This window comes from uncultured Oceanisphaera sp. (assembly GCF_947495715.1).
Lineage (GTDB): Bacteria > Pseudomonadota > Gammaproteobacteria > Enterobacterales > Aeromonadaceae > Oceanimonas > Oceanimonas sediminis.
On the sequence record NZ_CANLZU010000014.1, the window covers coordinates 69,091 to 95,029 of the forward strand.

Below are 25,939 nucleotides of genomic sequence, written 5' to 3' on the forward strand. Positions count from 1 at the left end.
ACGGGACGGCTCAGCGCTGATTGCGAACCTGGTTACGCTCAAGAATATATTCCACCATGGCCTGCAGTTGTGCATCGTCGGTGCGCTGATGACCCATAAACCAGGCGAACAGGTCCGGATCATCGCATTCCAGCAAACGACGGAATGCCGCCTTGTGCGCTTCGCTCAGCCCGTCGTATTCGTGTTCGACAAAGGGCGCAAGAATCACGTCCAGCTCCAGCATGCCACGGCGGCAGGCCCAGACAAGACGCGGTTTATCAGAAAGTTTGACCATGGTGGCTTCCAGAAAATAAAACAAAGCTCATGGTATAAGGTCGAATGAGTACTGACAAATGTGTTGGCCATCTTTACCATGAAGGTCACACTTAATTTACCGATAGCCAATCAAGGGAGCGTCCCGTGTTGACTCTTGCTTCTTCTCCCATGCTTTACCCCCTGACCGACAGGGCCGTGATCGGCCTGACCGGCGCAGACAGAACCAAATACCTGCAGGGTCAGGTTACCTGTGATGTAAACCAGCTTAATCCCGGTGATGCCACCGCCGGCGGCCATTGCGACAGCAAGGGCAAACTGTGGGCCTCGTTCTGGCTGGCCAACCTGGGCGAGCAACTGCTGCTGGTGCTCAACCGGTCACTGGTGGCACGTCAGTTGCCGGAACTGAAAAAATTCGCCGTGTTCGCCGATACCGAGGTCGAAGACGTCAGCTCGCAATGGCAGGTGTTCGGCCTGGCCGGCGAAGGCCTGTCTCACTGGCTCAACCATCAGCTTGGCGACGGCAATCTGTTGCAGGGCGGAATCGTGATTCCCGTGGCGGCCGAACATGCCTTGCTGCTGTTGCCGCAAGGCGCCGAGCTGCCCGAACTGTCCGAACTGCCCCGCGGCAGCGAGCAGGAATGGCAGGGGCTGATGATTCATGCCGGCCTGCCGGACATGAGCGCCGAGCATCAGGGAGAATATATTCCGCAGATGCTCAACCTGCAGGCCATCGGTGGCATCAGCTTCACCAAGGGCTGCTACATGGGTCAGGAAACCGTGGCCCGTGCCAAATATCGGGGCGCCAACAAGAAGGCGATGTTCGTGCTGACCGGCACCGCCTCGGACGGCATCGCCGTCAATCAGGATCTGGAGCTGCAACTGGGCGACAACTGGCGTCGGGCCGGTACCGTGCTGAGCGTCTGGCAACAAGGTGAAGAGTGTCTGTTGACCGCCGTGCTTAACAAAGATCTGGAGTCCGACGCGGTATTCCGCATCAAGGGCCAGGACGACAGCCGGCTGAGCCTGCAGCCCCTGCCCTACAAACTGGTCGATTGAGCCGCGGCAATTGCCGCCTCTTTCAACCAGGCAGCGGCCTTGCCCAGAGGCCGCTGCTTGTGCCAGATCAGTTCCAGAGCCACCGGCCAGTCCTGATCGTCAAACTCCAGCGCCGGCGAAACCAGATAACCATTAGCCAGAGCGCCGGCCACCACGTGGCCGGGCACAAAGGCCCAGCCCAGATTACGCTGTACCAGCTCGACGATGACCCAGTGGCTTTCTACCCACCAGACATCGGCGGCCAGCCTTAGCCGGACTTTTTCTTCACTGTCGTTGCGGGTTGCCACCATCAGTTGCCGGTAACGCTTGAGCTCTTCCCACCCTACCCGCTGGCGGGCCAGTTGATGCTCCGGCGCACAGACAATTTTCAGCGGCACCCAGCCAAGCGCATGAAAGTTCAGGGCCGAAGGCAGAATTTCCTGACGCCACATAATGCCCAGATCGACCCGCTCTTCCAGCACCATGCGGCTGACATCCTCCATCAGCGGAAACAGCAGCTCCAGCTCGACGCTGGGAAAACGGCGGGCAAATTCATCCATCAGGCCACCCAGTAGATCCAGCGGGTAAAGTTCATCAACCGCCAGCACCAGCCGGCTTTCCACTCCTTCACCCAGGCTTTTGGCGACCCCGCGAAAATGCTCGCAGCGCTCGAGTATCACCCGCGCTTCCGCCAGTAGCCGCTCCCCGGCCGGCGTCAGGCGGGGATAGCGGCCACTGCGCAAAAACAGGCTGTTGCCCAGATCGATTTCCAGATTGGACACCGCGGTACTGATCACCGACTGGGCCTTGCCCAGTCGCCGGGCGGCGGCAGAGAAAGAGCCGGTATCCACGGTCGCCACAAAAGCCTGCAACTGCTCCAATGAAAAACTCATCTATCTATTAATCCGATACATTCCAACTTTGATATAGGATATTAGCAGATAGAATCAGTCTCTAAGACGATAACATCAGCAAGGAGTTTTCATGCGTACCACCAAAGATCGTATTCGCCATACCCTGGGATTCGAGATAATAGGTCTGATTATCTTTGCCCCGCTGGCCAGCTGGATCTTCGGCTTCGAACTCCACCTGATGGGCACCATGGCGGTGGTTGGCTCCATTATCGCCACCCTGTGGAATTATGTTTACAACCTGCTGTTTGATCACGCCATGCTGAAACTGCGCGGTGATGTGCGCAAGACAGTCCCGATTCGGGTGTCTCACGCCCTGCTGTTTGAAGGGGGTTTGCTGCTGCTGTTTATGCCGATGATCGCCTGGTATCTGGGTATTAGCCTGTGGGAGGCCTTCATGATGGACATTGCCATGGCCACTTTTTATCTGGTGTATGCCTTCCTCTATAACCTGGCCTACGACAAGGTTTTTCCCATCCCGCATCCAACCCGCCGGGTACCCGGCTAGGATAGCCTGAACAAAAAAACCGCCTTTCGGCGGTTTTTTTTCAATTCACTTTGTTATGACTTCTGGGTGGTTGGCGCCAGTTCGGCACCGTCTTCCAGCGCTTGTGGGTTGCCTTCCATCTTCGCCACTATGGTGTTGACGGCGGTATCGCCCACCACGTTGGACGCGGTACAGAACATGTCGTTGATGCGGTCCACCGCCATGATAATGGCCATGGCTTCAATCGGCAGGCCCATCTGGTGCAGCAGTACACCAGCCATGACCACGGCACCGCCGGGTACACCGCCCACGCCCACCGACATCAGCAACACGGTCACCCCCACGGTCAGCAGGTCACCGGCCGGAATCGGCGTGCCGGAAATGTTGGCGGCAAACATGGCAGCCAGGGTGATGTAGATGGCCGAGCCGGACATGTTGATGGTCGCACCCAGCGGCACACCAAAACCGGCGATGGCACGGGACACGCCCAGCTTCTCGGTCAGGGTACGCATGGTCACCGGAATGGTGGCGTTGGAGCTGGCGGTAGACAGCGAAAACAACAGCTGTTCACGAGTGGCCTTGCGGAACTCGCTCGGCTTGACGCCGGTAGTCAGCCATACGGCCAGCGGATACACCACCAGAATCCAGAACGCCAGCACCAGTACCACCATGCCCACGTAGCCGGCAACCGACATCAGGGTGTTGGCTTCCAGGGTGGCACCCAGGCTTATCATCAGTGCAAACACGCCGTAAGGAGCCAGGGTCATCACCAGACCCACCAGCTTCATCATCACCTGGTTGGCCACGCGGAAGGTGCGCATCGCGGGGGCGGCGGCGCTGCCCATGGCCTGAATGGCCAGGCCGGTAATAATGGCCATGAAGATAATCTGCAGCATGTCACCGGAGGCAAAGGCCTGCACCGGGTTGCTGGGCACTATGCCGATCAGCATGGCGCCGATATCGGGTGTTTCGGTGGTGGCCAGCTCAACGGTAGTCGAGGCACCGTGCGGCAGAGTGGCGCCCATGCCCGGCTGAAAAATAACCCCGACCAGAATGGCGGCGGCAATCGACAGCATGGTGTTGATGACGTAAAGCCCGAAGGTTTTGCTGCCGAGGCGACCGAAGCTGGCAATATCACGCAGCTCGCAGATACCGGTCACGATGGAGATATAGACCAGCGGCACCACCATCAGCTTGATCAGTGACACAAACATACCGCCCAACCCTTCGGCCAGGCCCACCACGTTGTCGTTTAAAAACGAGACTCCAGTAAAAAGATACTGGATCATGCTGCCGATAATCAGACCGGCAAAAAGGCCGGCGAAAATGCGGGTAGAGAGAGAACCTTTCATTGTGTATTCCTCAGCAAAACCTGAACGATTGATCTGCTATTGATTGTTTTTATAGATAAGTAAACTGGCTCAGTTGGCAAGTCGCAGAATTTTACATTTAAAAAACAGATCGGCAACCCCGCAAGCGGCACAACTGGTTACATCGTGAACAGAATCACAATTTTTTATCATTTATAAAATAAATTTAATATTCGAATGAGGCTGGCTTAACCTCGTTCTGCCCCATCGGCAGCCTGAACTGCGCCTCCTCTACCGATGCGATCGCCGGGAGCGGTATTCAAGCATTCAACCGCCTTGATGCAGGCGCCGGGTTCGTTGCTATGCTGAAAAAAAGGATGAGTACCACTTGAGCACCATGGGCCGCGGGCCCCTTGAGGTCATTCGCATGAAGAAAGATCGCCAGACAATCACCTTGCTTCCTGTCATCTGCGTGCGAGCCGGCATTCGCCGGTGCTACCGGTCGTTGCCGTCAACGTCGAGCATGCCTTCGGTTGATCGCTGAGCGGGGTTGTGACGCCCCCGGCACAACCGTCCACAGATTCAATCACAACCGCCTGTCGAGGCAGGCCAAGGTCCGATCATCGGCTATCGCGAGGCGCTACATGCACAATCCACTGCCCAGCTTTTCCATCGAGGAATATCAGCAACGCCTGACCAAGGTCAGAGACGCCATGACAAGGCAGGATATCCAGACGCTGATCCTGCACGATCCCTCCAATATCGCCTGGCTGACGGGTTACGACGGCTGGTCTTTTTATACCCCTCAGGTGGTGGTGGTCGGCCCGGCCGGTGAACCCATCTGGTATGGCCGACAGATGGATTCCAACGGTGCCAGACGTACCGTCTATCTGCAGGAAGAGAATATTACCTGGTATCCGGACTATTACGTGATGAATCCACCGATGCATGCCATGGAGTACCTGGCCAACCAGTTGCTCAGGCCTCGCGACTGGGCCTACGGCAACATCGGCGTCGAAATGGATAACTACTATTTCAGCCCCACCGCCTACCTGGCCTTGCGCGACAACCTGCCCGACGCCGACCTGGTGGACGCCACCGCCCTGGTCAACTGGTGCCGGGCGATAAAATCGGAAACCGAGCTGCGTTACATGCGCATCGCCGCCCGCATCGTCGAGAACATGCACAGAGCTGCGCTGGAGATGATAGAGCCCGGCCTGCCCAAGAACCGGCTGGTGGCCGAAATCTATCGGGTGGCAATGGAAGGTCATGACGGTCATTACGGCGATTATCCGGCCGTGGTGCCCATGCTGCCCTCGGGCAAGGATGCCTCGGCGCCCCACCTGACCTGGGACGAGCGCCCCTTCAATAACAACGAAGGCACCTTTTTCGAACTCGCCGGCTGTCATCGGCGCTATCACTGTATTCTGTCGCGCACCATCTATCTGGGTCAGCCGACCAACGACTTTCTGCGCGCCGAAGCCGCCCTTAATGCCGGGCTGGAAGCCGGCCTGGCCGCCGCCAAACCCGGTAACCGCTGCGCCGATATTGCCAATGCCCTCAACGCCACCCTGGCGGAATACGGTTTCGACCGGGAAGGCGCCCGCTGTGGTTACCCCATCGGCCTCAGTTATCCGCCGGACTGGGGCGAGCGCACCATGAGCCTGCGCAACACCGACCAGACCATACTGGAGACGGGCATGGCCTTTCACTTCATGCCCGGCCTGTGGCTGGACGACTGGGGCATGGAAACCACAGAGAGCATCGTCATCACCCACACCGGGGTAGAAACCCTGAGCAACTACCCACGGCAACTGTTTGTGAAGAGGTAACAGACATGCGACTGGATCGTTACGACATCAAGATTCTGCAGATACTGCACCGGCAGGGCCGCATCACCAAGTCGGGCCTGGCCGATGCCATCAGCCTGTCGGTCAGCCCCTGCTGGGAGCGGGTAAAGCGGCTGGAAGAAGCCGGCATCATCGAAGGCTATGGCGTACGCATCAACAGCGAAGCCCTGTTTCGGTATACACCGGTGCTGGTGGAAGTGAGCCTCAAACAGCACAGCGCCGAGGCGTTTCAGCGCTTCGAACAGGCCATGATCGACTGCGAACCGGTGGTGGACTGCTACGCCACCGGCGGCGGCGTGGATTACATACTGCGGGTGATGTGCGAGGGCATCGATCAATACCAACGACTGATAGACGGCTGGCTGGAGTCCAATATCGGCATCGAGCGTTACTTCACCTACATCGTCACCAAAACCATCAAGCAACAGCCGCCCGGGCTGGTATTCGACGCAGACGCACTGGCCTGATATTACCGTTTGCGGCCCGCCAGAAGAAAACCGTTTTTTCGGCGGGCGGATCAGAAAAATCATCACCTTAGTGCCACCGCAACAAAAAGTATCTCGCCACCTTCCCTCCTAGAATGACCTCATGGCAACAATGCTGTGGCCAGACGCCACATTCAATAACCCATGTTCAATAGCCTATGTTCAATAGCCCGGGAGGTGCCGCCGATGAGCCTGTCCTTCAACACCACAACACACAGCAAGGTGACCGACGCCATCATGCCTTATCTAAAGGATGCCCGGCTGGTGCGCGAGCTGGCCTACATCAACGGCAAATGGGTGTATGGCAACGACGATATCGCCGTGTTCAATCCTGCCACCAATGATGTGATTGGTCACTGCACCCAGTTGCAGCCGCCGCAGCTTGATGACGCCATTGCCGCCGCCGCCAACGCCTTTCCCGCCTGGCGCGATTTACTGGCCGATGAGCGCGCCACCCGGCTGTTACGCTGGCACGACCTGATTCTTGAGCACAAGGACGATCTGGCCACCCTGATGGTGCTGGAACAGGGCAAGTCGCTGGCCGACGCCCTGGGCGAAATCGACTACGGCGCCTCCTTCGTGCGCTGGTTCGCGGAAGAAGGCCGCCGCGCCTACGGCGACACCATTCCCAGCCATATTGCCAACGCCCAATTGGCGACCCTGCGCGAGCCCATCGGCGTGGCGGCGCTGATCACGCCGTGGAACTTTCCCCATGCGATGATTACCCGCAAGGCCGCCGCCGCCCTGGCCATCGGCTGCACCGTGCTGATCAAACCGGCCAGCGAAACCCCCTTTTCGGCGCTGGCATTGGCCGAACTGGCCGAACGCGCCGGTTTTCCGGCCGGGGTGATCAACGTGGTGACCGGCCGGGGCGCCGACATCTGCGCCGCCCTGTGTCGTGCCGATCCGGTGCGGGCGCTGTCGTTCACCGGCTCGACCCGGGTCGGCAAGCTGCTGTTGGAACAGGCCGCCGGCACCGTGAAAAAGTGCTCGATGGAGCTGGGCGGCAACGCGCCCTTTATCGTGCTGCCGGATATGGATATTGCCGAAGCGGCCAGGGCGGCGGTGGCGGCCAAGTTTCAGACCGCCGGACAGGACTGCCTGGCCGCCAACCGCATTTTCGTGCCCCGCAGCGGCTACGAGGCCTTTCTTGAGGCCTTCGCCGGCGAAATGGCGCAGATCAAGGTCGGCAACGGCTTCGAGCAGGGGGTGACCATGGGGCCGCTGATTTCACACCGGGCGGTGGCCAAGGCGCAGGAAATTGTGGATGACGCCCAGACCAAAGGCGCACGCCTGATAGCGGGCAGCCAGCAGGCCGCACCGGGCCCCAACTTCTTCATGCCGACCCTGCTGGCCGACGTGACCCCGCAGATGAAGGTGTTTCGCGAAGAGAACTTCTGCCCGGTGACCGGGGTGCTGGCCTACGACCATTTTGATGAGCTTATTCCCCTGGCCAACGACACCGAATATGGCCTGGCCGCCTATGTGTATGGCCACGATATTCGCCATATCTGGCAACTGCTGCGCGGGCTGGAATTCGGCATGGTGTCGGTCAACTCGGTGAAGATGACCGGTCACGGCATTCCCTTCGGCGGCATCAAGCAGTCGGGCCTGGGCCGGGAAGGCAGCCGCCACGGCTTCGACGAATACAGCCAGATCAAATATTACTGCCTGGGCAACCTGCCCGGCGCACGCTAAACCAGACCGTTCAAGGAGTGACGACCATGACCCCAGATACCAAAAAGCTGCTCGAAATCGATCGCAACACCGTGTTTCATGCCTCGACCCACCTCAAGCAATACGCCCATGGTGAAATGGGCGGCCGCATCATCACCGGCGCCCAGGGCATTCGCATTCAGGACTCGGAAGGCATAGAGCTGCTGGACGCCTTTGCCGGCCTTTATTGCGTCAACATCGGCTACGGCCGCACCGAAATGGCCGAGGCCATCTACGAGCAGGCCAAGAAGCTGGCCTACTATCACACCTATGTGGGCCACACCAACGAGGCGCTGATCGAGCTGTCGGACCGCATCATCAGAATGGCACCCGCCGGCATGAGCAAGGTGTATTACGGCATGTCCGGCAGTGACGCCAACGAAACCCAGCTCAAGCTGGTGTGGTACTACAACAACGCCCTGGGTCGCCCCGAGAAGAAGAAGATCATCTCGCGGGATCGCGGCTATCACGGCTCCAGCATCGCCTCCGGCTCCATGACCGGGCTGCCGCTGTTTCATGCCCACTTCGATCTGCCGCTGGATCGCATCAAGCACACCCTGGCGCCGGTGTATTACCGCCGCCCCGACGACAAGATGAGCGAGGCGGAATTCTCCCGCTATTGCGCCGCCAAGCTGGAAGAAATGATCTTGGCCGAAGGGCCGGACACCGTGGCCGCGATGATCGGCGAGCCGGTGCTGGGCACCGGTGGCATAGTGCCGCCACCCCAAGGCTACTGGGCCGAGATCCGCAAGGTGCTCGACAAGTACGACATTCTGCTGATTGCCGACGAAGTAGTCTGTGGCTTCGGTCGCTTAGGGTCAGACTTCGGCTCCATTCACTACGACATGAAGCCGGACTTGATGACCGTCGCCAAGGGCCTGACCTCGGCCTATCAGCCATTATCGGGGGTGATCGTCGGCGATAAGGTATGGAGTGTGCTGGAGCAAGGCACCGATGAATGGGGCGCCATCGGCCACGGTTACACCTACTCCGGCCACCCGATGGGCGCCGCCGCCGCGCTGTGCAACCTGGACATCATCGCCCGCGAAAACCTGACCGCCAACGCCCGCGATACCGGCGCCTACCTGCAGCAGCGCATGCAGGAAACCTTTGCCGACCACCCGCTGGTGGGCGAAAGCCGGGGCGTGGGCTTGTTGCACGCGCTGGAATTTTCCAGCAACAAGGCCAAACGCACGCATTTCGAACCCAACCTCAAGGTGGGCCCGCAAATTGCCGCCGCCTGTCTGGAGCAGGGGCTGATCGCCCGCGCCATGCCCCACGGCGACATTCTGGGCTTTGCCCCACCCTTGGTGGTGACCCGCAACGATATCGACGACATAGTGGAACGCACCGCCCGCGCGGTAAACAAGGTCACCGACAAGCTGTTCAGCAGTGGAGATTTTAAATAACGTAAGAGGTGAAGCGTGAGGAGTGAGGGGTAAAACCATCGCTAATCTGAAGATAAGCACCGAACCTGCCGGTTCGGTGTTTTTTTACCGTCATCCTGACGCACGTCAGGATCTCTCGTTGGCTGCTTAACTTTTGCAGCGCAAGCAACCAAATAGGCCGGTTACTTCGTCCGTTTGGTATAAGAAAACAAAGCGCCGAGCCAAAAGCAAGATACTGACTTTCGTCAGGATGACGGCAAAAATCCCGCCGAGGCGGGACTGGCTGCTGCCATGATCAAAAGACAGCCTTTTAACTGCCGGAGGGCGCCGCCTGAAGATCCACCGGGGGCAGGCGAGTGGCTCCCCAGCTGCGCGTGGTATAGCCGGTTACGCGATCCAGCTCTTCCCGACTGATGCTCGCCAGATCACCCCGTTCCAGGGGGTCGTAGTGAAAGATATAGAGTCGCGAGGCGAGCTGCTCGAACGGCAGTGACGCTTCACCGAAGCGTTCCCCGTTGCCGGCAGTACTGACCACGACGCCGTCGCCCCAATTTTGCCCGCTGTCGTTGTTGGGGTTGTAGAAATACACCCGCATCTCATCCTGCGGATCCAGGTTAACCCTGAGCAGGGTGATGGCATGCCAGCCGATGAATCTCGCCGCACTGTCGGTGACCGCAATACCGGCAGGCTGGGGATGAACCACAGGTTGGTTACCGTTGTAATAGGGATGGTAGCTGGCATAGAAATGGCGTTGAAAATCCTCCAGCTCGGCCAGCTTGCCGGTTAACACATCCACATTGATACGAAAGCCACGCCCCGTCCACCAGCCGTGAAACTCGGGATTGATCCAGCGATGAGGATCGCCCTCCCGCTCGGCACAGCGGCGTCCCATCTCCGCATAAATACGGTCCAGGTGCGGTACCACCAGCAGCGAAACCGGGTCCAGATCCACCGGCAGCTCACGGGCCACCCCGCCAACACTGTCTCGCGATGAGATGGCCTGACCTTCAAAGTGCATGATCACTTCATCGTCACGCACGGCCCACACCACTATCTGCAGCAGGTAGTCCGGATCATTATATGACCACATGGACAAGGCCCGGGCAGACTGGCAGGTGGGATTGTTGCCCTGCCCTACCCCCAGCGGCAAGCCCAGCATGGACAGCACGCCCGCCAGCAAGCTGGCACGAGGCGATACCGCCGTACCGAATGCCAATTCCAGACGCTGCTGCGAATAGGACGAAAGGGGCAAGGCCAACTGACGCCAGAGCGCCGGCGCCAGGGGTGGCTGATACAGAATGCCCCGTTCCAGCGTCAGCGCCAGCCCAAGCAGCGCCTGAGCGGTTTGCGGATGAATGGCTTCGCGGATCAGGCTGTGTACCAGTTCACGGTAGCAGAGCATGCAGTCCCGCCCCGTGGTAGACAGGCCCAGCGCCTCGCCCAGCAGATGATCGTCCTGCTCAAGCAGAAAGCGCACCAGCACCGTATGGTAGGGCGACACCAGCCCGGTATCGTGCATGGCACGGGCAAAACCGGACGCTTCATACTGAAGCTGGCCCCTGTCCATGGTTTCCAGACGCTGCTGATACACCTCGATGCCTGGGTCTTCCCGGCAGCCCTGAGTGGTACCGTAAAGACTACTGATCAGGCGGTCGGCCCCGGCACCGCTTGCGCCCAGGTCGATCTCCGGGTTGTTTCGATAAATGGCAATCTGGGTAATCATCTGCTTGACCTGCTCCACCTGAATGGGTCGCTGTTGCAGAATACGCCAGATCTCGTCGACCAGCTGATCGAGCACTTTCTCGTAGCCGATGACGTCACTCAGGTGACGAAACAGCTCCCGGGTCATCAACGCCAGTTTGCCCTGCTGCTCCCGCTCCGCTTCCGTCGGCGGCGTAAACAGCAACGACAGGTTGATGGCCATCACCTGAGACAGATAATGATGTGCCTGCTCCGATGAAATCAACGAATGGGTAAACTGGCCCCGGGCAACGGCCAGCAGCCGCAGCTCGCTGAGCGCCTCCATCACCACCGTATCGGGCTCGGCACTGCCCAGCGCATGCGGGGTCAGCGACGGGATCAGAATGTGCGGGTAAGCCCAGTCGGTTCCCAGAAAAATACCGGCCTCTTCCAGCGACTGGGCCCGGGTTTCCATGGCGGCGCAACCACCGGACAGCAGCAACACTCGCCGTGCCGCATCCAGCACCCGGCGTAACTTGAGATGTTTGGCATAATCGCGGGTATCGGCCATGGCCTGCACCGCGTCATCCAGGCTCGCCAGGCGTTTGGTCAGGGTAGCATGGTCGCTACTTGGAACGTCTTGCGCGGAACTCACTCGGATACCTCACTGTTGATTGAGCGGCCTCTGTCCGAGGCCGACTCAATTGACTCATTAATAGATGTGTTAATCGATCCTAGACGTAGAAATCCAGGTCTTCCTGATGCTTGAGCAGATCACGCATCACGTAGGGATCGTCGCCAAAGAAGTACACCAGTCCCCAGTGCGTACCAAAGGCGGTTCGCTTGGTGACGGTCTCTTCCAGCGGCGCGGTCAGTTCATGGGATTCAAAATAGTCATGCTCTTCCGTTTCTTCCGGAATCGCCAAATGACTCACCACCCGACGTCGCGGATACACACCAAAGCAACCGGCATAGCCCTTGGCGTCGACCACCTCTTTGGGGAAAAAGGCGGCAATCTCTTCATCGGTGGTTTTGGGATCGAAAGCCAGCACCAGGCCCTGATAGGCGTTGAATCCATAAGCCCGCTCAAGCAGCTCGAACACCTTGAAACCGGGCGGCCGGTAGGCCACTTCGCCGAAATACATTTCACCGTCGCTGGTCACAAAATATTCCGGGTGCACAAAACCGAACTCGATATCGAAGGTCTTGATCAGCTTCTCGATCTGGGCGGTGATCTGGGGGCGATATTTCTCCAGCTCCGGCGTTGCCGGCACAAAGACCGAATAGCCCAGGGTGACATATTCCGAGATGTTCAGGAACATGATCTTGCCCTTGTGTATCCAGGCTTCGACGGCAAACTCCCAGCCGTCCAGATGAGACTCCATCAGCACCGGAAATTCTTCGTCGGGGATGGAATCCACCTCGTCGGGGGTACGGATCACCCGGTGACCCAGACAGCCGGCCTTGTCGAACGCCTTGAGGTGAATCGGATCGTTGGGGTCACCGTCCAGCTTCAGCAGGGTCTGATTGACTCGTTTGAGGAAGCGAATCACGTCGTCTTTATCGTGGGCCTCCTCGAAGATACCGACCCGAATTCCCCCCAGCTGCGCCCGGCGTTTCATCAACGCCTTGTCGCGCAGCAACATGGCCTGTCCGAACAGGCGGGGATTACCCAGCAGTACCGAGTTGATGGCCCCGGCCCACTCAACGGTTTCTTCATACAGGGGAATCGCCACATTTACGCCCATTTCCTGCAATTTATGGGCAATTTCCAGGGAGCGATCATTGAGGCGTTCAAAGTTCCAGGGAACGTAGGGAATGTCATGCTGCTGGCAGTATTCTTCGGCCCAGTCGGGCGCGACCACCACATAACGTCGATCAAAGCGGTCCACCGCCTCAATCGCATTCAGGCTCCAGCCCAGCAAGGCCACATAGCCCTTGTCGGGATTACGGGGAGTCGGTGTTGCATCTGTCATTAAAATATCCCTTTTCTGCCAAATGTTTATACAACGTACATCGTCTGTACGCCAATTCCAACCCTTCGGGGTTCTCTGGAATTCTCCGGGCAAGTCACCGGCAAGAACCTGCAGCACGGCGCGCACACCCCAAGAACGCCCCCTGCAGACCCGCCAGCTAACGCCGGCAGCGACATTTCATAACACCGATTGCCAAGCCAAAAACAAGATCCTGACGCACGTCTGGATGACGGCAAAAACATCCCGCTGAAACGGGACGGGCAGCTAAAGCGCCAGCCTACAGGAATACGGTGTCTGTTTCTGGTTTGGCCACAGGCCACTCCACTATTTAAAGCAGGATGAAGGGATCTGCTCCGCCGACCATCACATGACAGGGATGTCATGTGCTGAGCGTCACAGGGAGGTGCTCGAGCGGGTCGGCGGAGCGGGCCCTTTGTCCGACTTTTACTGAGCAACGCAACAGCACGCCAGATCCCAGAAACAACAAAGCCGACCCTGGGGTCGGCTTTGTTTATGGCACTGCTTTTCCCTTGCGGGAAAAACCAACTTAGCGCTGTGGGCGCAGGGTCGGGAACAGAATGACGTCACGAATGGTGTGCGAGTCGGTCAGCAGCATCACCAGACGGTCGATGCCGATGCCCTGGCCGGCGGTCGGCGGCAGGCCGTGTTCCAGCGAGGTCACGTAGTCTTCGTCGTAGAACATGGCTTCGTCGTCGCCGGCGTCTTTCTGGTTCACCTGGTCGCGGAAACGCTGGGCCTGATCTTCGGCGTCGTTGAGCTCCGAGAAACCGTTGGCAATTTCGCGGCCACCGATGAAGAACTCGAACCGGTCGGTAATGGTCGGATCGGTGTCGTTGCGGCGCGCCAGCGGCGACACTTCTTCCGGATACTCGGTGATGAAGGTAGGCTGGATCAGGCGGTGCTCGGCGGTCTCTTCAAAGATCTCGGTGATCACCCGGCCCAGGCCCCAGCTCTTCTCGATCTTGATCTTCAGATCCTTGGCGACTTCACAGGCACTTTCAAAGGTAGCCAGCTGGTCCAGGGTCACTTCCGGGTTGTACTTGAGGATGGCATTTTTCATGCTCAGACGTTCGAACGGCTTGCCGAAATCGAAGGTCTCTTCGCCGTACTGCACTTCCGGGCTGCCCAATACCTGAGTGGTCACGGTGCGCAGCATCTCTTCGGTGAAGTCCATCAGATCCCGGTAGTCCGCATAGGCCCAGTAGAATTCCATCATGGTGAATTCGGGGTTATGACGCGGCGACAGACCTTCGTTACGGAAGTTGCGGTTGATTTCGAATACCTTCTCGAAACCACCCACTACCAGCCGCTTCAGGTACAGCTCGGGCGCGATACGCAGGTACATGTCCATGTCGAGCGCATTGTGATGGGTAATGAAGGGACGGGCCGAAGCGCCACCCGGAATCACCTGCATCATCGGCGTTTCCACTTCCATGAAGCCGTGGCCGTTCATGAACTGGCGAATCGCGGCCATTACCTGCGAACGCACCTGGAAAGTACGGCGCGAGTCGTCGTTAGTAATCAAGTCCAGATACCGCTGGCGATAGCGGGTTTCCTGATCCGACAGGCCGTGAAACTTCTCGGGCAGCGGGCGCAGCGCCTTGGTCAGCAGCTGGAATTGATCCATATTGACGTAGAGATCGCCCTTGCCGGACTTGTGCAGCACCCCGGTGACACCGACGATGTCGCCGATATCCAGACCCGCGTACTGATCCTTGATGATCTGCTGGGCTTCCTTGGTGGCATAAGCCTGAATGCGACCGCTCATGTCCTGCAGCGCCAGAAAGGGGCCACGCTTGGCCATGATGCGACCGGCAACAGACACGGTTTTACCCAAGGCGACCAGGGCGTCCTTGTCATGCTCGCCGAATTCGGCTTGCAGATCGGCGGCCAGGTGCTCGCGCTGAAAATCGTTGGGGTGGCCGTTGGCCGGGCAATCTTTACGGATCTGGTCGAGCTTGGCACGGCGCTCGGCGATCAATTTGTTCTCGTCTTGTAGCTGCTCTGTCATGATTAAGCCTTGTTTGAATCTTTTCGATAAAATAACTTGAGTCCGAGTCACGCCACGGCGATCAGCACTGCACGCAGACACGCCGTAAACCCTTCCATGGGGGCTCCACCGCGCCTTCCCTGGCGCGGAGGGTCTGCTTGGCAGCATCTGACCGTCGTGTCGACGGTGTCACCAGCTACTTATTACAGCCCGGACTTGAGGCTGGCCTCGATAAACTTGTCCAAACCACCATCGAGTACCGCCTGGGTATTACTGGTTTCTACCCCGGTTCGTAAATCTTTAATGCGCGAGTCGTCCAGCACGTAAGAGCGGATCTGACTGCCCCAGCCGATGTCTGACTTGCTGTCTTCCATCGCCTGTTTTTCTGCATTCTGCTTTTGCAGCTCAAACTCGTACAGCTTGGCTTTCAGCTGTTTCATCGCCTGATCGCGGTTTTTATGCTGGGATCTGTCGTTCTGACACTGCACCACTATGCCTGTGGGTTCGTGGGTCAAACGCACCGCCGAATCGGTACGGTTAACGTGCTGACCACCGGCACCCGAGGCGCGGTAGGTATCTACCCGCAAATCGGACGGATTGATATCGATCTGGATATTGTCGTCAATTTCCGGATACACGAAAGCAGAGCAGAACGAGGTGTGGCGGCGGCCACCGGAATCGAACGGCGACTTACGTACCAGGCGATGTACGCCGGATTCGGTGCGCAACCAGCCAAACGCGTATTCACCGCTGAATTTAATGGTCGCCGATTTAACACCGGCTACGTCGCCGTCGGATAATTCGATAATCTCGGTTTTAAAGCCGTTCGCTTCACCCCAGCGCAGATACATGCGCAGTACCATGCTGCACCAATCCTGCGCTTCGGTACCGCCGGAGCCGGACTGCAGATCCAGATAACAGTCGGAGGCATCATTCTCGCCAGAAAACATGCGACGGAACTCCAGCTCGGCCAGCTTTTTATCCAGCACGGCCACATCGGCCTTGGCTTCTTCGAAGGTATCTTCGTCGTCTTCTTCCACCGCCAGCTCAACCAGCTCGCCAATATCGACAATGCCCTGGTCCAGCTCGTCCAGAGTGCCAACAACGCCTTCCAGGGTGGATCTTTCTTTACCCAGAGCCTGGGCACGCTCGGGCTGGTTCCACACATCCGGCTGTTCCAGCTCGGCGTTTACCTCTTCCAGACGCTCTTTCTTGGCATCATAGTCAAAGGTACCCCCTAAGAAGCTGTGCCCGTTCAGACAGCTCCTTGAGTTTATTATTCACAGGGTTTACTTCAAACATGGGTCGACAGACTCTCTGTTGTACTGAGTGAATGGGTGAGGCTGGCCTGAGCCAGCATCAAGGTCTTGATTCTACCGAAAGCCAAGGCCAAACGCAGCAAGGAGCTGGCACATTTCGGCAAAGCGGCCCTACTAAATTCCAGTTAAACTTTTAATGGCAGCGGTCGATATTGAGATACTCCACCAATGCAACATATAAAAAATGAATAATTTAAAATTAAAGCACAAGATTCTATTGAGTTTCATCGCCGCCATCACGATCACCGTTGCCGCACTCAGCGCCATCAGCTTTTACAACATGAAAACCCAGCTGTATCAGGGCAGCACCGAGCTGGTTTCCGGTCAAAGTCTGAAAGAAGCCGACAAGATTGCCGACTGGGTTGGCAGCCGTCAGAACATACTGGCGGCCGCGGCCCAACAGCTCGACCAGGCGTTATTGCCGGCACTGCAGCAGGCTCAGGATGCCGGTAATTTTCAGCTCAGTTATTTCGGTTCTCGCGATGGCGTGATGTTTGATGCCGACCCCGGTATCGATCGTACCGGTTACGATCCCCGCAGCCGCCCCTGGTATCGGCAGGCAACGCAAGAAAACAAGGCCATCGTCACCCCGCCCTATGAAGATGCCAGCGGACTTGGCACCGTGATCACCCTGGCCGCGCCGGTACAGGTTAATGGGCAACTGACCGGTGTGATTGGGGCCGATGTGGGCATTACCCGTCTGGTCGACGATATCAACGCCATTCGGCTGCCGGCCGAGGGCTACGCCATGATGTTGAGCAAAGACGGCACCCTGATCGCCTATCGGGATACCGCGATGAATCTGCAGCCCGCCACCCGTCTGGACGCCAATCTGACGGCCCGCAACCTGCAACAATGGCGCCAGAACCAGCAATTGTATCCGGTGCAATTGAACGGTGAAGCCAAGCTGGTGTATGCCCGGGACGTGCCCGACACCAACTGGCAGCTGCTGCTGGTACTCGACCAGAAAGCACTGGAAGCGCCGCTTGGCCCCATGTTGTTACAACAGCTGGGCATGGCGGCGCTGGCAATTGCCGTGGCCGGGGTCTTGATCAACCTGCTGATCAATCTGCTGCTGGCCCCCTTGCTGCGCGTGTCGTTGGCACTGGAGCAGATTGCCGGTGGCCGGGGCGATCTGACCCGCCGCATCACCATTCAAAGTCGCGACGAAGTGGGCCAGCTTGCCGGCAACTTCAACCGCTTCGTTGCCAGTCAGGCCGAGCTGATCAGCCAGATCCGCAGCCAGGCCGAATATCTGGGCAGCAACGCCGAACAGGCCTCGGTACGCGCCAACCAGACCGTGACCGAACTGGGTCGTCAACAGCAGGAAGTCAGCATGGTGGCCACCGCCGTCACCGAAATGGCCTCGGCCACCCATGAAATTGCCAACAACGCCGAGCAGACCGCCACCGCCGCCCAACAGTCCAGCAGCAGCACCGAGCTCGGCAAGCAGCAGGTCAACAAGACCCGGGATTCCATTCAGCTACTGTCGCGGGAGATGATTCAGGCGGCAGCGGTCATTCAGCGTCTGGATCTGCACGCCAAAGAGATTTCCAGCGTCTTGTCCACCATTCAGGGAGTGGCCGAGCAGACCAACCTGCTGGCATTGAATGCCGCCATCGAGGCGGCCCGGGCCGGTGAGCAGGGCCGCGGTTTTGCGGTGGTGGCCGACGAGGTACGGATATTGTCTCAGCGTACCCATGCTTCTACCGAAGAAATTCAGGTCACCATCAACACCCTGCAACAGGCCACCGCCGAGGCGGTGAAGCTGATGGACACCAGCCGCAACCTGGCCGAGCTGAGTGTGGAAGATGCCGAAGCCGCCGCCGGTGCCCTGACCGAGATCACCACCGCCGTAGGCCTGATTTCGGACATGGCCAGCCAGATCGCCACCGCCGCCGAAGAGCAGAGCCAGGTAACCGGTGAGATCACCCAGAACACCACCGCCATCAAGGACGTGGCCGACGAGCTGGCCAACGATGCCGAGCAGTCGCTGGCGCAATCGAAAGACCTGCACAAGCAGGCCGGTGAACTCAACGGCCTGGTGAGTGCTTTTATTCTGTAAATACCGACCAGTAAAAAACGCGGAACGGGGCCGGGATCGAGATAAACTCTTGCTCCCGGCCCCTCCCTCTGACCCTGTTATTTACGTTTGCAGGTTCTGATGCCGAAAATGGAATACGCCGGGCATACTCCCACCAATGCCGTCAACAACGGCACCACACCAATCCAGCCCCAGGGCGTCTGAGGCCCGACAAATACCAACGCAATCAAGGCCACGCCCACAACAACACGCAGTATTCGGTCGATAGAACCTATGTTCATGGTCATATGGTTTTCCTCTGTAATGGCTCGGGTTTCTTGTTCACTCTATGCCTTGGCTTTTGTTTACTCAGTGATAAAGTCACATAACCCCATGTTTCTTTGAGTGACAGGCCCGATCATGAACCATGCAATTTTTGATTCTCTCTCACCGGCACAGCTAACGCTGGCACAAAGCCAGTGCCAGCTGCTGGAACTGGCACCAGGGCAGCGAGTATTTGGTGCCGGCGATCATTGTCAGGGTTTGCCGGTGGTACTGGCGGGATCGATCAAGGTGCAAATGATCGGCGCCTCCGGTAACGGCATTGTGTTGTACCGCATGGGGCAGAATGACATGTGCACCCTGTCTATCGGTTGTCTGATGACGGGGCTGGGCTACCGGGCGGAAGCGATTGTAGAAGAAGCGTCCCGGGCGCTGCTGGTGCCACGGCCGCTGTTCGAACGCATGATGGCCGAGTCTATCGACTTCCGCTACCAGGTGCTGGCTTCTTACGGCAAACGGCTGGACGACTTGATGCTATTGGTAGAGGAAGTCGCTTTTCAGCGTATGGATCAACGGCTTGAAGAATGGTTACAACATCACGGTGCTAATGGCTGCATTCTGATCACTCATCAACAACTGGCGGTAGAGCTGGGCACCGCCAGAGAGGTGGTGAGCCGATTGCTGAAAGAGCTGGAGCGTCAGGGCCGATTAAAGCTGGGCCGAGGTAGAATCGAACTGCTGACAACACCTTGAAACGGTCGCCACCGAGCAGTAGGCCCGACGTCTCTGTTGTTTCTTTTCCCGCCACTCCCAGATGTGTGCGATTACAGCGGTGCCAGTTGCTCCACCATCAGTTGCAATTGGCGCTTGCCCCGCCACTCGTTTACATCCAGCTTGTAGGCCAGCTGCACCTGCCGAATGGCGGCGTTGGGCCAGACGCTCAAGTCCACGTTGAAGGCGATGGCGTCGATCACGGTGCGGCCCTCGTCCGGGCTCAGCACCAGCTTGAGGTGCTTTTCGCCCACCAGCCGCTGCTGCACGATACGAAACTCACCGTCGAACAGCGGCTCGGGAAAGGCCTGACCCCAGGGGCCGGCGAAGCGCAACTGCTCGGCCAGCTCCAGGCTCAGTTCATTCACCGCCAGCTCGCCGTCACTCAGAATCTCGCCGGCCAGCAACTCGGGGCTGACCCATTCGTCCACCACCTGTTCGAACGCCGCCTTGAATGGCGCCAACGCCGCCTTGGTCAGCGACAGCCCCGCCGCCATGGCATGACCACCGAACTTGGTGATCAGCCCCGGATGCCGGCTGTTGATGGTTTCCAGCAAATCCCGCAGATGCACGCCGGGAATGGAGCGGCCCGAGCCCTTCAGCTCGTCGTCGCCCGCCTCGGCAAAGGCAATCACCGGCCGAAAGTAGCGTTCCTTGATGCGCGACGCCACCAGCCCCACCACGCCCTGATGCCAGTCATCCTGATGCAGCACCAGACCCGACGGCAGCTCGCCGTCGCTGATGCGTACCTGGGTCAGGCTGGCCAGCGCTTCGTGCTGCATGCTGGCCTCGATGGCCTTACGCTCGCGATTGAGCTCGTCCATCATAGACGCCAGCTTGCGCGCCTCGTCCAGATTGTTGCTGAGCAGACAGGCCACCCCCATCGACATGTCGTCGAGCCGGCCCACCGCATTGAGCCGGGGGCCGAGGGCAAAGCCGAGATCCGTGGCCACCAGCCGCTGCTGGTTGCGCCCCGAGATGTCGATCAGCGCCTGAATGCCGGGCCGCAGCCGACCCGCCCGCATTCGCTGCAGGCCCTGATGCACCAGCACCCGGTTGTTTTCGTCCAGCGCCACCACATCCGCCACCGTACCCAGCGCCACCAGATCCAGATATTCACCCATGTTGGGCGCCGTGATGCCCAGTTTTCCGAACCAGCCGTGTTCGGTCAGCGCCGCCCGCAGCGCCAGCAGCAGATAAAAGGCCACCCCCACGCCCGCCAGGTTCTTGGAAGGGAAGTCACAGCCATGCTGGTTGGGGTTGACGATGGCATCGGCGTCGGGAATTTCTTCGCCCGGCAGATGGTGATCGGTCACGATCACCTGCATGCCCGCCGCCCTGGCCGCCGCCACCCCGGCGATGCTGGAAATACCGTTGTCGACGGTGATCAGCAGCTCGGCACCCAGTTCGACCGCCTCCTCCACCACCAGCGGGCTGAGGCCATAACCGTAATCGAACCGGTTGGGCACCAGATAGTTAACCCGTTGGGCACCCATGGCGCGCAGGCCATGCACCATCAGCGCCGAGCTGGTGGCACCGTCACAGTCGAAGTCACCCACGATGAGAATGTTGCGTTGCTCGGCCAGCGCCTGCTCCAGCAACACCACCGCCTCGGCCATGCCCTTGAAGCCGGGCTTGAGCAGGGCACCGGCCTGCAGATTGAGCTGCTCGGGCCGTACCACGCCTCGACTGGCATAGAGCCGCTGCAGTATGGGCGACAGCTCGCCGGGCAGTTGATGAGGAACGGCTTCACGGCGACGGATGGGCAGTCGGGAACGGGCGGGTTCGCTGGTGGGATTTTTGGTGACAGGCATGGGGATGACTTGTTTTTTAAACAGGTCGCAAACACTAACCGCGCCGGGGTGGATTTGCAATCGCCGGCGGGTTTGGCTCAGAAGCCAGTCTATCGGACAAAGGGCCCGCTCCGCCGACTCGCTTTCACATCCCTGTCCGCTCAGGACATGCCATCCCTGGCATGTCATGGTCGGCGGAGCAGATCCCTTTGTCCTCTTTCGGCTCCGGCGTCGCCTGTGTGTGACGCCTACGGTCTACTCCGATGCAAATGAAGAGGCAACAGAGACGACCTCCCGCGACCGTGAAATGCCAAGGATGGCATTTCCGAGCCCCCAGGGACGGGTTTATGGCGTGTCGAGGGAGGCGGCTCTGTTGCCTCTTTCTCCACGACAGCAACAGGTGGTTTTACCCCCGGGGGTGATGCTCTTCGTGCAGGGCGTTGAGTCGGTGGGTGGCAACATGGGTGTAGATCTGGGTGGTGGACAGGTCCGAGTGGCCCAGCAGCAATTGTACCACCCGCAGGTCGGCGCCGTGGTTGAGCAAGTGGGTGGCAAAGGCGTGGCGCAGGGTGTGGGGCGACAGCTCGATGCCGATGCCGGCGCGCTGGGCATAAAGCTTGATGCGATGCCAGAAGGTCTGGCGGGTCATCTGCCGGCTGCGACGGGAAGGAAACACCACATCCGACGACTGTTCGCCCAGCAGCACGGCTCTGCCCTCTTTCAGATAACGGGTCAGCCAGTACAGCGCCTCTTCCCCCATCGGCACCAGTCGTTCCTTGTTGCCCTTGCCGGTGACCCGCACCAAGCCCTGGCGCAAACTGACGCTTTCCATCGACAGGCTGACCAGCTCGGTCACCCGCAGCCCGGTGGCATACAACAGTTCCAGCATCGCCTTGTCACGCAGCTCCAATGGGTCTTCCACCTGCGGCGCCTGCAACAGGCTGGACACCTGCTGTTCGCTCAGATCCTTGGGCAGCCGCTTCGGCAGCTTGGGACCGGCAATCAGGATGCTGGGATCGTCTTCCCGCAGTTGCTCCCGATGCAGATACTGAAAAAAACGACGCAGCACGCTTAACATGCGGGCGGTGCTGCTGGCCTTGAAGCCCAGATCCAGCCGATGGCCCAGATACTGCTGCAGCGTCAGGCCATCTACCGCCAGCAGGCTGCTGCCTTCGTCGTCCAGCCAGGCGGCAAAGTGCGACAAATCGCTGCGGTAAGAGGCCAGGGTGTTATCCGCTAGGCCTTTTTCCAGCCAGAGCGCATCCACAAATTGTTCCACCAGGGGGTAACTCATCAGTACTCCGGCTCTGCCCTGTTCGCGGGCTTCTGTTATGATAGGGCCATTGTCTGAAGCGATAACGGAACCCCATGAATATCGGTTTATTTTACGGCTCTACCACCTGCTATACCGAGATGGCGGCCGAAAAAATCGGAGCCCAGCTCGGCGCCGATCTGGTCGACCTGCATAATATCAAGGATGTGCCGCTCAAGCGCGCCGAAGACTACCCCATCCTGATTTTGGGTATTTCCACCTGGGATTTCGGCGAACTGCAGGAAGACTGGGAATCCCACTGGGATGACATCGACGACCTGAACCTGGAAGGTCACGTCGTGGCCCTGTTCGGCATGGGCGATCAGCTCGGTTATGGCGAATGGTTTCAGGATGCACTGGGCATGCTGCACGACAAGGTGGCCGCCCGTGGCGCCACCCTGGTGGGCTACTGGCCCAACAAGGGCTACGAGTTTGAAGCCTCGAAGGCGCTTACCGAAGGCGGCGATTACTTCGTGGGCCTGTCACTGGATGAAGCCAACCAGTACGACGACACCGACGACCGCATTCAGACCTGGGTGGCGCAGATACTGGAAGAAATTTCCGCGCTGTAATCATAATATCAATCCCAGTAATGAGCTGGTCATATTGAGGCCCCAGACCAGAGGCAACACAGCCGTCTCCCTCGACACGCTCAGATAAATGACACTCACAGTTGCAGCCTACTGCGAACATCCACTGGATGTTCGGTCAGGCTGCAACCGTTCGTCACGGCGAGGCAAGCTCGCCCCCTAGGGGCTCGGAAATGCCGTCTGACCGCCAGGGATGGCGGGAATGCCGGAACGGCAGGAGCATTTTTCGGCCATGGCATTTCACGGTCGTGGGAGCCGTTCTCTGTTGCCTCTTTTTGAACACCGAGTTGCCCGAAGGCAGTGCTAACAGGTGACGTCGGAGCATCAAGGAGGGCAAGGGGATCTGCTCCACCGACCATCACATGACAGGGACGTCATGTGCTGAGCGTCACAAGGAGGTGCTTGAGCGGGTCGGTGGGGCGGGCCCTTTGTCCGAGATTGGTATGACAGTCAAAAAAATCGAATGTTTAATGCGATGGGTATAACAGCAGGCACAAAAAAACCGAGGTAGCCTGTGGCCACCCCGGTTTTTTTATTGCTGCTGTCTGTCAGCTCAGGCTACCGCTTGTTCACGCGACTTGCCCGCCGCCAGTCCAATCACGGCCGCGGCAAAGGTCGGCAATACCCAGGCCATGCCGATATCGAACATCGGCAAAAAGGTGAAGGCGCTCATGTTCAGACCCGCCGCCTGCATGCCGTCGATCAGGCCGAAGGCAAAGGCCACCGTCATGATCAGCCGGAAGGCAAACACCGGCGAGCGCATCAGCGGGCGCAAATAGGTTGCCAGCACCAGCGCCACCGCCACCGGATAACAGGCCACCAGTACCGGAATGGATACCGAGATCAGGGTATTCAGGCCCACGTTGGCCACCAGCATGCAGGCCACGGCATTGATGGCAACCCAACGGCGATAGCTGCCCTTGCCGGTGAGGCGATGGAAGTAATCGGCACAGGACGACACCAGCCCCACGGCGGTGGTGATACAGGCCAGCGACACGATGGCCGCCAGAATCCACAGACCCGGCGCACCAAACAGCGACAGCACATAGGCGCTGATGATTTCGCCGCCGTTGCTGGCCGACTCCACCACACCCAGGCTGGTACCGCCCAGAATAAACAGCGACACATAGACGAAACCCAGACCGGCGGCGGCAATCAGCGCCGCTATCATCAGATAACGGGACTGGGCGCGCTTGTCGGTTACGCCCTTCTGACGCAATACATCAAGAATAAGCATACCGAACATCAGGGCGGCGAAGGTATCCATGGTGTTATAGCCTTCGATGAAACCTTTCACGAACGGCTGCGCCATATAGGCCTCGGCCACCTGGGGCTGAGTACCCTGAGGGCTGACAAATACCGCCACCGCCAGTGCTACCAGCAGCAGCAACAGGATGGGCGTCAGCACCTTGCCCACCGCATCCAGCAACCGGCCCTGATTGAGCGACAGCAGCAGCACCAGACCGAAGAAACCGATGGTATACAGCGTCAGCGTGGTCTGGCCCGGATCATTGAGAAAGGGTTTCAGTGCCATCTCGTAGGCCACCAGGCCGGTACGGGGGGCGGCAAACGCCGGACCTATGATGATGAAAATGGCGGTGGCCATCACGCTCACCACGGCTGCGGGCAGATAACGACCCATGGTCGGCAGACCACCACCGGCGAGGGCGGCGGCAATCAGGGTCACCAGCGGCAGGCCGACCGCGGTGAGCAGAAAACCGAACATGGCGCTGTTCAGGTTTTCACCGGCCAAAAAGCCGGCCAGGGGCGGAAAGATGATATTTCCGGCCCCCAGAAAAAAGGCGAAGGTCATAAAACCCAGGCCCATCACGTCAAAGGTGGATAAGGATCTGTTCACTGCAAACCTCATTGCGGCTTCCCGCATAATGAAAGTTTCGTTTGGAAACTAACAACATTAACAATACGGCCTGCCACCAGAAAGTTGCGGTAAAATACTGAAATCCGGCGGCCGCCGAGCATCGCAGTAGCATAATGATGTGAAAAACAGATTCAAGGCGAAATTTACATCTTCAAGTAGAAGGGCGCCACCAGTCTTATATATGTATCGCCATGTACATTATTTATAGTATTAATGACAATATCGCTCGCCTTTTCACAGTGTTTAACTCTGGAAAACAACATTAAAAAACGAGCCGGATTCTTACCCTCTTTAGTGATAACGTCTGCTCTTTCACACAAAACAAAGCCATTTGAGTCAGCCTGCTCCATCGCCTCAGTCAGCGCCTGCACCGGTAACACCAGCGCCAGATTGCCATCGTCAGCCAGCAGCCGTCGGCCATGACTAAACAGCTCTGCCAGCGTCAGGCTGACCGTATGCCGTGCACCGGCCCGGGCGGCGCTGCTGAAGTGCTGACCATGCACGAAGTAAGGCGGATTGGACACGATCAAATCGAACAGCGGGGCCGAGTAGTGCTGCAGGGCACCCCGCGCTATGCTGACCTTTTCCGGCCAGGGGGATGCCAGCGCATTTTCCTCGGCCTGGCTGGCGGCGGCTTCGTCCAGCTCCAGGCCGACGATGTTTATCGCGGCCTCACTGCGCTGGGCCAGCATCAAGGCCACCAGGCCCGAGCCGGTGCCCACGTCCAGAATACGGCGGGCGGCACCCAATGGCGCCCAGGCGCCGAGCAGAATACCGTCGGTGCCGACCTTCATGGCACAACGGTCGTGATTGATGTGAAACTGCTTGAAAGTAAAACCGCGGCTGCTCATGCTGATCCTGTCAGG

21 protein-coding genes are annotated in these 25,939 nt (G+C 58.8%); 9 read left to right on the forward strand and 12 right to left on the reverse strand.

Annotated elements, in window-relative coordinates:
- Positions 1 to 10: 10 nt before the first annotated feature.
- Positions 11 to 274, reverse strand: a complete 264-nt coding sequence (locus Q0753_RS10310; protein WP_298720194.1) for a succinate dehydrogenase assembly factor 2 — start codon at positions 272 to 274, stop codon at positions 11 to 13.
- 149 nt (positions 275 to 423) lie between these two features.
- Here Q0753_RS10310 and Q0753_RS10315 point away from each other — a divergent pair, with 149 nt between their 5' ends.
- Positions 424 to 1,311 (forward strand): folate-binding Fe/S cluster repair protein, encoded by an 888-nt coding sequence (locus Q0753_RS10315; protein WP_298720329.1) that lies wholly within the window; start codon positions 424 to 426, stop codon positions 1,309 to 1,311.
- Here Q0753_RS10315 and Q0753_RS10320 read toward each other — a convergent pair.
- Positions 1,293 to 2,183, reverse strand: a complete 891-nt coding sequence (locus Q0753_RS10320) for a LysR family transcriptional regulator (RefSeq protein ID WP_298720197.1) — start codon at positions 2,181 to 2,183, stop codon at positions 1,293 to 1,295. The two genes, Q0753_RS10315 and Q0753_RS10320, sit on opposite strands and share 19 nt — an antisense overlap.
- 91 nt (positions 2,184 to 2,274) lie before the next feature.
- Here Q0753_RS10320 and Q0753_RS10325 point away from each other — a divergent pair, with 91 nt between their 5' ends.
- Positions 2,275 to 2,709, forward strand: a complete 435-nt coding sequence (locus Q0753_RS10325; RefSeq protein WP_298720200.1) for a PACE efflux transporter — start codon at positions 2,275 to 2,277, stop codon at positions 2,707 to 2,709.
- 53 nt (positions 2,710 to 2,762) lie between these two features.
- Here the strand turns inward: Q0753_RS10325 and Q0753_RS10330 are convergent, their stop codons facing one another.
- The gene (locus tag Q0753_RS10330) at positions 2,763 to 4,040 is read right to left on the reverse strand and encodes a dicarboxylate/amino acid:cation symporter (protein ID WP_298720203.1); all 1,278 of its coding nucleotides are present in this window, start codon (positions 4,038 to 4,040) and stop codon (positions 2,763 to 2,765) included.
- Between the two features lie 602 nt (positions 4,041 to 4,642).
- Here Q0753_RS10330 and Q0753_RS10335 point away from each other — a divergent pair.
- From Q0753_RS10335 to Q0753_RS10350, 4 genes are all read left to right on the forward strand, one after another.
- Positions 4,643 to 5,830, forward strand: a complete 1,188-nt coding sequence (locus Q0753_RS10335) for a M24 family metallopeptidase (RefSeq protein ID WP_298720205.1) — start codon at positions 4,643 to 4,645, stop codon at positions 5,828 to 5,830.
- Positions 5,831 to 5,835: 5 nt separating this feature from the next.
- Positions 5,836 to 6,315: an Lrp/AsnC family transcriptional regulator gene (locus Q0753_RS10340; protein ID WP_298720208.1), complete on the forward strand. Its 480-nt coding sequence runs from the start codon at positions 5,836 to 5,838 to the stop codon at positions 6,313 to 6,315.
- Positions 6,316 to 6,519: 204 nt separating this feature from the next.
- Entirely contained in the window at positions 6,520 to 8,031 is a 1,512-nt protein-coding gene (locus Q0753_RS10345) for an NAD-dependent succinate-semialdehyde dehydrogenase (protein ID WP_298720213.1), read from the forward strand.
- 26 nt (positions 8,032 to 8,057) lie between these two features.
- Positions 8,058 to 9,458: an aspartate aminotransferase family protein gene (locus Q0753_RS10350; RefSeq protein ID WP_298720216.1), complete on the forward strand. Its 1,401-nt coding sequence runs from the start codon at positions 8,058 to 8,060 to the stop codon at positions 9,456 to 9,458.
- 289 nt (positions 9,459 to 9,747) lie between these two features.
- Here the strand turns inward: Q0753_RS10350 and Q0753_RS10355 are convergent, their stop codons facing one another.
- The 4 genes from Q0753_RS10355 to prfB all read right to left on the reverse strand — a co-directional run bounded on the left by Q0753_RS10355 (position 9,748) and on the right by prfB (position 16,406).
- Positions 9,748 to 11,772 carry a hypothetical protein gene (locus tag Q0753_RS10355; RefSeq protein ID WP_298720218.1) on the reverse strand — a complete coding sequence of 675 codons (2,025 nt, stop codon included), beginning with the start codon at positions 11,770 to 11,772 and terminating at the stop codon, positions 9,748 to 9,750.
- 79 nt (positions 11,773 to 11,851) lie between these two features.
- Positions 11,852 to 13,093: a hypothetical protein gene (locus Q0753_RS10360; protein ID WP_298720220.1), complete on the reverse strand. Its 1,242-nt coding sequence runs from the start codon at positions 13,091 to 13,093 to the stop codon at positions 11,852 to 11,854.
- A gap of 547 nt (positions 13,094 to 13,640) precedes the next feature.
- Positions 13,641 to 15,125 (reverse strand): lysine--tRNA ligase, encoded by a 1,485-nt coding sequence (lysS, locus tag Q0753_RS10365; protein WP_298720222.1) that lies wholly within the window; start codon positions 15,123 to 15,125, stop codon positions 13,641 to 13,643.
- A gap of 182 nt (positions 15,126 to 15,307) precedes the next feature.
- Positions 15,308 to 16,406, reverse strand: a protein-coding gene (prfB, locus tag Q0753_RS10370) for a peptide chain release factor 2 (protein ID WP_298720225.1) whose coding sequence is annotated in 2 segments (ribosomal slippage) — positions 15,308 to 16,330 and positions 16,332 to 16,406 — 1,098 coding nt in all. Because the reading frame shifts where the segments join, the coding sequence is not laid out codon by codon here.
- A gap of 201 nt (positions 16,407 to 16,607) precedes the next feature.
- On the opposite strand from prfB, the gene Q0753_RS10375 reads away from it, so the two are divergent.
- The gene (locus Q0753_RS10375; RefSeq protein ID WP_298720227.1) at positions 16,608 to 18,488 is read left to right on the forward strand and encodes a methyl-accepting chemotaxis protein; all 1,881 of its coding nucleotides are present in this window, start codon (positions 16,608 to 16,610) and stop codon (positions 18,486 to 18,488) included.
- A gap of 77 nt (positions 18,489 to 18,565) precedes the next feature.
- Here Q0753_RS10375 and Q0753_RS10380 read toward each other — a convergent pair whose 3' ends face one another.
- Positions 18,566 to 18,754 carry a DUF2892 domain-containing protein gene (locus Q0753_RS10380; protein WP_298720230.1) on the reverse strand — a complete coding sequence of 63 codons (189 nt, stop codon included), beginning with the start codon at positions 18,752 to 18,754 and terminating at the stop codon, positions 18,566 to 18,568.
- 112 nt (positions 18,755 to 18,866) lie between these two features.
- Here Q0753_RS10380 and Q0753_RS10385 point away from each other — a divergent pair, with 112 nt between their 5' ends.
- A complete protein-coding gene (locus Q0753_RS10385; protein WP_298720233.1) occupies positions 18,867 to 19,481 on the forward strand; it encodes a Crp/Fnr family transcriptional regulator in 615 nt (204 codons plus the stop codon).
- 71 nt (positions 19,482 to 19,552) lie between these two features.
- On the opposite strand, the gene recJ is transcribed toward Q0753_RS10385, so the two are convergent.
- Positions 19,553 to 21,313, reverse strand: a complete 1,761-nt coding sequence (gene recJ / locus Q0753_RS10390) for a single-stranded-DNA-specific exonuclease RecJ (RefSeq protein ID WP_298720236.1) — start codon at positions 21,311 to 21,313, stop codon at positions 19,553 to 19,555.
- A gap of 385 nt (positions 21,314 to 21,698) precedes the next feature.
- On the reverse strand, positions 21,699 to 22,586 hold the full coding sequence (gene xerD / locus Q0753_RS10395) for a site-specific tyrosine recombinase XerD (protein WP_298720239.1): 888 nt from the start codon (positions 22,584 to 22,586) through the stop codon (positions 21,699 to 21,701).
- Positions 22,587 to 22,660: 74 nt separating this feature from the next.
- Between xerD and fldB the strand changes: the two genes are divergently transcribed.
- Complete coding sequence (gene fldB / locus Q0753_RS10400) at positions 22,661 to 23,176, forward strand: flavodoxin FldB (RefSeq protein WP_298720242.1); 516 nt, start codon at positions 22,661 to 22,663, stop codon at positions 23,174 to 23,176.
- Between the two features lie 571 nt (positions 23,177 to 23,747).
- Here fldB and brnQ read toward each other — a convergent pair.
- Both brnQ and Q0753_RS10410 read right to left on the reverse strand, forming a co-directional pair.
- The gene (gene brnQ, locus Q0753_RS10405; RefSeq protein ID WP_298720244.1) at positions 23,748 to 25,052 is read right to left on the reverse strand and encodes a branched-chain amino acid transport system II carrier protein; all 1,305 of its coding nucleotides are present in this window, start codon (positions 25,050 to 25,052) and stop codon (positions 23,748 to 23,750) included.
- A gap of 164 nt (positions 25,053 to 25,216) precedes the next feature.
- Entirely contained in the window at positions 25,217 to 25,924 is a 708-nt protein-coding gene (locus tag Q0753_RS10410) for a methyltransferase (RefSeq protein ID WP_298720246.1), read from the reverse strand.
- Positions 25,925 to 25,939 lie beyond the last annotated feature (15 nt).